The 6,625-nt window shown below is 50.8% G+C and carries 8 protein-coding genes; 2 read left to right on the forward strand and 6 right to left on the reverse strand.

What is annotated here, in order from left to right; genetic code table 11:
* Positions 1–137 precede the first annotated feature (137 nt).
* Positions 138–1,706, reverse strand: a complete 1,569-nt coding sequence (locus ABYW01_RS10770; protein WP_372832641.1) for a 2Fe-2S iron-sulfur cluster-binding protein — start codon at positions 1,704–1,706, stop codon at positions 138–140.
* 156 nt (positions 1,707–1,862) lie between these two features.
* Between ABYW01_RS10770 and ABYW01_RS10775 the strand changes: the two genes are divergently transcribed.
* Complete coding sequence (locus ABYW01_RS10775; protein ID WP_372832642.1) at positions 1,863–2,774, forward strand: LysR family transcriptional regulator; 912 nt, start codon at positions 1,863–1,865, stop codon at positions 2,772–2,774.
* Here ABYW01_RS10775 and ABYW01_RS10780 read toward each other — a convergent pair.
* The 4 genes from ABYW01_RS10780 to ABYW01_RS10795 all read right to left on the reverse strand — a co-directional run bounded on the left by ABYW01_RS10780 (position 2,749) and on the right by ABYW01_RS10795 (position 5,506).
* Complete coding sequence (locus tag ABYW01_RS10780; RefSeq protein WP_372832644.1) at positions 2,749–3,177, reverse strand: hypothetical protein; 429 nt, start codon at positions 3,175–3,177, stop codon at positions 2,749–2,751. The two genes, ABYW01_RS10775 and ABYW01_RS10780, sit on opposite strands and share 26 nt — an antisense overlap.
* 177 nt (positions 3,178–3,354) lie before the next feature.
* Positions 3,355–4,650 (reverse strand): acetyl-CoA hydrolase/transferase family protein, encoded by a 1,296-nt coding sequence (locus ABYW01_RS10785; protein WP_372832645.1) that lies wholly within the window; start codon positions 4,648–4,650, stop codon positions 3,355–3,357.
* 330 nt (positions 4,651–4,980) lie between these two features.
* Positions 4,981–5,253, reverse strand: a complete 273-nt coding sequence (locus tag ABYW01_RS10790) for a Txe/YoeB family addiction module toxin (protein WP_371871852.1) — start codon at positions 5,251–5,253, stop codon at positions 4,981–4,983.
* Complete coding sequence (locus ABYW01_RS10795) at positions 5,243–5,506, reverse strand: type II toxin-antitoxin system prevent-host-death family antitoxin (protein WP_193953007.1); 264 nt, start codon at positions 5,504–5,506, stop codon at positions 5,243–5,245. Before ABYW01_RS10795 ends, ABYW01_RS10790 begins: the two co-directional genes overlap by 11 nt.
* 114 nt (positions 5,507–5,620) lie before the next feature.
* Here ABYW01_RS10795 and ABYW01_RS10800 point away from each other — a divergent pair, with 114 nt between their 5' ends.
* The gene (locus ABYW01_RS10800) at positions 5,621–6,142 is read left to right on the forward strand and encodes a hypothetical protein (RefSeq protein ID WP_372832646.1); all 522 of its coding nucleotides are present in this window, start codon (positions 5,621–5,623) and stop codon (positions 6,140–6,142) included.
* Here the strand turns inward: ABYW01_RS10800 and ABYW01_RS10805 are convergent.
* A partial coding sequence (locus ABYW01_RS10805) for a restriction endonuclease (RefSeq protein ID WP_372832647.1) occupies positions 6,120–6,625 on the reverse strand: 506 nt, incomplete at its 5' end. The genes ABYW01_RS10800 and ABYW01_RS10805 overlap by 23 nt on opposite strands.

Genomic DNA, 6,625 nt, shown 5'->3' on the forward strand with positions numbered 1-6,625 from the left:
CTGGTTCCCATGGTCCTCCGTGGGAACCCATACGGTGGTTTATATCGCCGCATAATGTGTGTCTGTGATGTTATTCAGTACTGTCTTCATACCCACGCGGAGTGTGGGAGCAAGATCACCTCTATATTGATTGTGTCTTAGATGTCCAATGTCAGATTGTTCGTCTTCGCACGTGAGACACAGGGGCAAAACAGGTTCTGCTCATCCCGCTCCTCCTCACTCAGGGATGAATCACGGTGCTCTGCCTCACCTGCCAACACTTCAACAGCACAGGTTTTACAGGCACCCGATTTACAACTGAACGGCGCATCAATGCCGGCATCTAACATGGCATCCAGAACAGTTTCATCCGGGCTAACTTCAATCATTTTGCCGCTACGATTCAGTGTGACCTCAATGGAGTGCGCATTAGCGACCTCCCCAGCCGTAAAACGCTCAAACCGGATTCGCTGCGGATCGATACCCAGCTGTTCTGCGTTCGCGATAACGGAATCAATCAGGCGGGACGGCCCACACACGTAAAACACCGTATCGTCAGTGGCATTACGTAAAACCTGCTCCGCAGACAAGCGTTGCTGTTCATCAGCGGGATAAAAAGTCACCTGATCCCCCAATGCTTGAAGCGATTCGTTAAATGCCATCTCTCTGAGACTGCGACCTGCATAATGCAGATGCCACGGGTTTTTTCGGCGACTCAGTGCATGGATCATCGCGTGGATGGGGGTGATTCCAATGCCTCCTGCAATCAGCACTGCGGGACGATCCTCATCGTGCAGAGAAAAGTGATTTTTAGGAGGCTCGATACGCAATCCGCTTCCTAACTGATAATCGCGATGTACCGCCAAACTGCCGCCCCACCCCTGATCTTCCCGCAGGACCGCAATCCGGTAGTGATTGCGCTGTTGCGGGTTCGAGGTAATCGAATAATGACGGGTATCCAGCGCTCCGTTTTCCAGTACCACCGGTACAGTAAGGTGAGCACCAGCTTCAAATTCAGGCAACTGGCGACCTTGGGGATCACGCAGTTCGTATTCTCTGATTCGGGGTGTGAGCTGACGGATACCACTGATGACCACTTCAACAGGGCCTTTTCCGATAGCCTTGTCTGTGTGGATTGACTGACTCGCCCGCAGACGCTGATTTTCCTCTTTCAGCGGCTTAAACAACGCTTCCACCTTTTCAGCTGTATATCGCTGGGTAATGTGTTGCGGGCAGTTCCAGTCAAAGGCTTCCACATCAATCACAAAGCCACGTTCGATCTGAGCGGGATAGTTATGATCGGCGAGTTGGGCGAGCGTATCCTGATCCTCCGGTGATACGACCGTGACCCGTCCCAGCATTTTCAGCCGACGTCGGTTGGGATAATCCATAAAGAACAGGGCAACTCGACTGTCATGGCTAAAATTGCCGGTGCTGACGTACTGTCGGTTACCGCTATAGTCAGCAAACCCAATCCGGCCCTCATCCAGTACTTTCATAAACCCGGGTAAGCCGCCACGGTGCTGAATATAGGGCCAGCCCGTTTCGGTCACACTGGCCATATAAAAGCTGTCACGGGCAGCAATGAACTGAGCTTCACGCGTTGTCAGCTGATGGTTATAGTCCGCCCCCCGATCCATGTCGGCATAGAAGGTACGGCTACCTAACTCGACCTGAAGTTCGCGAATAATCGGCGTAAATGCGATCTCGGCAAATTTATGTCCCATCGATCAACCCTCACTCTGCTGACGGCCGGTTCACCATCGGTAACTAAGCGGGAAATCGCGTTCATTCCCCTGCGTCTGTAACCACTATGCCAAATTCCATTCAGCGCAAGAATCACCTAAAATTGAAATTAATTATTACTAAATATGGAATAATTAATGGATCGTTTTCGCCAGATGCAGGTCTTTGTTGCTGTTGCCGAAGGAGAAGGTTTTGCTGCGGCGGCCCGTCGTTTAAAGATATCGCCACCGGCCGTTACCCGTGTCGTTGCTGCACTGGAAGACTCTCTGGGTGTGAAGCTGCTCAATCGCACAACCCGCTATGTACGTGTCACTGAAGCGGGACAACGGTATCTGGAAGACTGTCGCCGGATTCTCGCCGAGGTAGAAGCCGCTGATGATGCTGCCGCAGGGATCAACGCCGAACCACGTGGCCATCTATCGATTACAGCGCCGGTGATGTTCGGACGTCTGCATGTCATGCCCGGTGTACTGGAATACCTAAACCGGTATCCCGAGATGGAAGTGGATGCACTGTTACTGGATCGCGTGGTAAATCTCATGGAGGAAGGGTTAGACGTGGGCGTGAGAATCGGAGCTCTGCCCGATTCAACTATGCGGGCACTGCGGGTCGGATCTGTCCGTAAAGTGCTGGTCGCATCTCCCAGCTATTTGTTTCTGGAAGGGACACCTAAACACCCCCAGGAACTGATTCATCATCGGATCGTGACTTCACAGGCTGGCACTATGTCAGAAACCGCATCGGGTAACTGGCGCTTTCACTACGCTCAGAAAGAGCTTCAGGTTCAAGTGCGCCCCAAACTCAAAGTCACCACCAACGATGCCGCCATCGAAGCAGCGGCCAGTGGATTTGGCCTGACCCGTGTCTTGTCATATCAGGTCGCCAGTATGTTGTCTGAAGGACGCTTGCAGATTATTTTGCCCGAATACGAACCACCACCCGAACCGATCCATATTGTACATCGCGAGGGCCGTCACTCGTCGGCAAAAGTGCGGGCGTTCATCGATCTGATGGCCGCACGCCTCAAGGATAATCCCTCTTTGATGTAGTGCTTTTTGCACCTCCACCATCTCCGAGGTAATAGATACGAATCCGGCTGTTTTTCAAATCCAGCTTGTCGGGAAATCGAACGGTAAAATAGGACGCGCGTTTCTTTTTCCGATGCACAAACCCGGGTTTGTAATCAGAGGTTAGTGTGTACAGTGATTTTCCCTTCTTGTTATACACCACCGTAACAATCTGCCCCTGTGGGACCTTGGTATCTCTTAAGGTTCGAGTCACACGGCCGCGCAGTTGCCAGCGATCATCCGCCCGCTGCTCCATGCGCACGTTGTAGATCCGTGCCACATCACCGCTCTGTACTTCAAGCAGAGGGTAACGCTCTCCAGCCTGCGCCAATGCCACAGAAAAGAGCAAAAGCAAAACGCCGATGAACCACTTAGTCACACCCATAACGATGCCCACATCTATAAAAATGCATGCTGTGTTTAAGGTTAGGCTTTATCGGAAAAGAAAAGTTCTAGAACGAAGTCAGGGGGTGTTTAATGCGGAGGATGCAGGACGCATCCAATTCACTGCAGTGGGATAACGGCCCCCAATAGTCTTAGCTATCAGGGGCGTACGCTGCGATCAGTTAAAGCTCAGGCGCAACTTATCAAAAGCTTCGCGATTCAGCGCTTCACGGAAATCCGGATGCGCAATCTCGATCAAATCACGTGAACGCTCACGCAGACTGCGACCGCGTAGACTCACAATACCGTATTCAGTCGCAACGTAGTGTACGTGTGCACGGGTGGTCACCACGCCCGCACCATCATTCAGCGTCGTTACGATGCGTGAGATCGTGCCGCCTGCGGCAGTGGATGGCAACGCAATCACACCACGCCCACCTTCAGACAGCGATGCACCGCGCACAAAATCGATCTGACCACCGAAGCCAGAGAAGATCTTCGTTCCCATCGAATCGGCTGAAACCTGACCGGTCAGGTCCACCTGAAGTGCGCTGTTGATCGACATCGCTTGTGGGTTACGTTGGATGCTGCGCATGTCATTTACATACTCGGTATCCAAAAACTGCACAATCGGGTTGTCATTCACGAAGTCATACAGCTTCTGGCTGCCCACGACAAAGCTAGTCACAATCTTGCCCGCGTGGTTCTTCTTATAGGCACCGGTAATCACACCCTTTTCGACAAGTGGCAGCACACCATCTGAAAACATCTCGGTGTGAACACCCAGATCCTTTCGATCACCCAGACAAGCGAGTACCGCATCAGGGATCGCGCCAATACCAGTTTGGATACAGTCGCGGTCCTGCACGAGGTCAGCCACATGTTGGCCAATCGCCTTATAAATCTCGCTTTGTGGTGCCGGTTCGTGACAACTCAACGGTGCAGCTTCTTCGTACACGGTATGAAAGTCGTTATACGCGACGATGCCATCACCGTGAGTACGCGGCATATTCGGATTAATATGGGCAATAATTTTGCCCGCTTTCTCTAATGCCGCGTGGGTCGCTTCAACCGAGATACCGAGTGAACAGTTACCGTGTGCGTCCGGTGGACTCACCTGAATGATCGCGGTATCAACCCGCTGCTCCCCACGACGAATCAGCTTAGGGACTTCTGCCAGAAGCATCGGAACATAATCCGCATCCCCACGCTGGACCGCTTTACGCGTCGCTGCGCTGACAAAATAGCAGCGACAGCGAAGGTGACCACGCAGCTCAGGCGCGACCATCAGTTCGGCACCCTCACCTTCTGTATGCAGCTGCATCAAGGTCAGATTACGTCGTGACAACGCGTGCTTAGCAAGACCTTTAAGCAAGACCACAGGTGTAGCAGCCATGTTATGCGTCCAGATCGCTTCATCGTCTTTGATTGAGGAAACGGCATCTTCTGGACTACAGGCAATTCGGGGGGACATTTTCAACTCCATCAGGGTGACTACGTATTCAGGGCTGCTTTATAGCCTTTCGTCGTAGAAAAAGACAGCGATCAGATCAAGGAACATGATGCTTTTTGGGGGTATTGGTGGATCGTGCTCTCTAATGTGCGCTATGCATTGATAACAGAGAGTTTTAAAGAAAACATAAGCCTTCAAGCGCAGAACCAGACTAGGCGTTTGAACGGAAATTTTGGTGCGTAAATACGCGACGAGATGCAGGCATTGAGGAGAAACAAAAACAGCCGCTCGGCAAGACCCGTTAGATTCGGTGCAGGATCAAGATAAAGGGACGTAAGCCCCTTCTGGTTATTACGAATAGTGATAACGGCATGCCGCTATAATCAGCACTCCGTCTTGCACCGTGTACACCATACGGTGTTCTCGGTCGATGCGGCGGGACCAGAAGCCAGAGAGATCTCCCTTTAAAGCTTCGGGTTTACCTAACCCCTCGAAAGGCCCGCGGCGTGTACTTTTGATAAGCTCGTTAATACGTTTTAACGTTTTCTTATCAGTTTTCTGCCAGTAGAGGTAATCCTCCCAAGCATGATCATCCCACTGTAAAACTAATAATTTACTCTGAATCATCCTCGATCAGATCTCGTTCTGTAGCCTGACCCGCCTTAATACGTGCAACAGATTCCATCAGGCGACCCGCATTCGCAGGGCTTTTCAGCAGATAGAGGGTTTCCATAATGCTGTCGTAATCTTCTTTCGAGAGCATCACAACATCATCACCCTTCTGCCGGGTTACCACTGCAGCTTCATGCGAATCACATACAGTATCCATTACCGCCTTAAGGCTGGCACGGGCATCACTATATGAAATGACGTTCACTAGATTTTTCCCCGGATTTACCAAGTTTTCCATTTTCGCATTGCTGCCCACACTTATTAGCGAGATAAGCGGTTAACTACGACTAGTTAACGCAAGGACAACCTAAGATCTCATATGACCGTACAAAAACTTGTACAACAATTTTATGTACAAATTCCTGTACAGTCAATAGCGCATTATCTTATGCCAGCGGCATTCACACCGCTTTCAGTGCAGACTGATATCTCACGGTCGACTGAGGCTCACCTGGCAGTCCATCAAGTGACTCAACCTTTACTTTTGGCCTCAGTTAACCATGGGAGGAGCAACCTATCTAAACAGTTTTCAAAATGGCGGGATAAGTCTGGCGCATACGATCACCTACCAAAGAAACAGCGCCCGACGTTTCACGACATCCGCGCACTTGGAATATTGATGTACCACAAAGCAGGATATCCGATGGATTACATCATGGCCCTAGCAGGCCACGCACTGAGCAGCACCACAGAGCACTACATCAGCGGACACGAAAACCCTAAGCCAGTGACCGTATCTGCAGGGCTATCACTGGCCCAGGTTAATATTGGGGATATTGATTGGAAGACTGCTCAGCTGCCGCCGGAGTTGGCAAGGCTTATTGAAGAAGGGAATGATTAGGTAACCAAAGCCCATTTGTGTGCTCTACATAGCCATCAAGCCACCTGACCAGATCATCCCTATCCTTCAACCGGACCCCCAGTTTATGAACATCTTCCGGTGTATATTTTTGGAACTTAGTAAAACCAGACAAAGAGACTATCATTGCCCCGATACACCCCGCCCCAGGTCCTGACAACAACCTCTCAGAGGTCCACGCCCCTATAATTTGATCGAATACGTTTACGCAGATCCTTCCCTTTTCTTTCTTAACCTCCACAAAGAAACGCATCTCATTAAATTCACCGCCACCGTATGAGGCAAAAATATCAGCAGATGTATGCTTAACCTGCCCTACATGCTTAACTTTCTCAAACCCATTCCCAGCCATCAACTCAGCCACTACTTTTTCAAACAAAAGAGGCTCGATGCGATCCAGGTTTCCCGAATCTTTTTTCAAACGGTCCACAAGCTCCGGCGTAACCTCACGACAGCTTTCGATGC

Source organism: Pontibacterium sp. (genome assembly GCF_041587635.1).
Lineage (GTDB): Bacteria > Pseudomonadota > Gammaproteobacteria > Pseudomonadales > Balneatricaceae > Pontibacterium.

Excerpts from the sequence above, each read along its gene's own strand:
- ABYW01_RS10785 (WP_372832645.1), bottom strand. The coding sequence starts at position 4,650 with ATGTCCCCCCGAATTGCCTGTAGTCCAGAAGATGCCGTTTCCTCAATC.
- ABYW01_RS10770 (WP_372832641.1), bottom strand. The coding sequence starts at position 1,706 with ATGGGACATAAATTTGCCGAGATCGCATTTACGCCGATTATTCGCGAA.
- ABYW01_RS10775 (WP_372832642.1), top strand. The coding sequence starts at position 1,863 with ATGGATCGTTTTCGCCAGATGCAGGTCTTTGTTGCTGTTGCCGAAGGA.
- ABYW01_RS10780 (WP_372832644.1), bottom strand. The coding sequence starts at position 3,177 with ATGGGTGTGACTAAGTGGTTCATCGGCGTTTTGCTTTTGCTCTTTTCT.
- ABYW01_RS10800 (WP_372832646.1), top strand. The coding sequence starts at position 5,621 with ATGACCGTACAAAAACTTGTACAACAATTTTATGTACAAATTCCTGTA.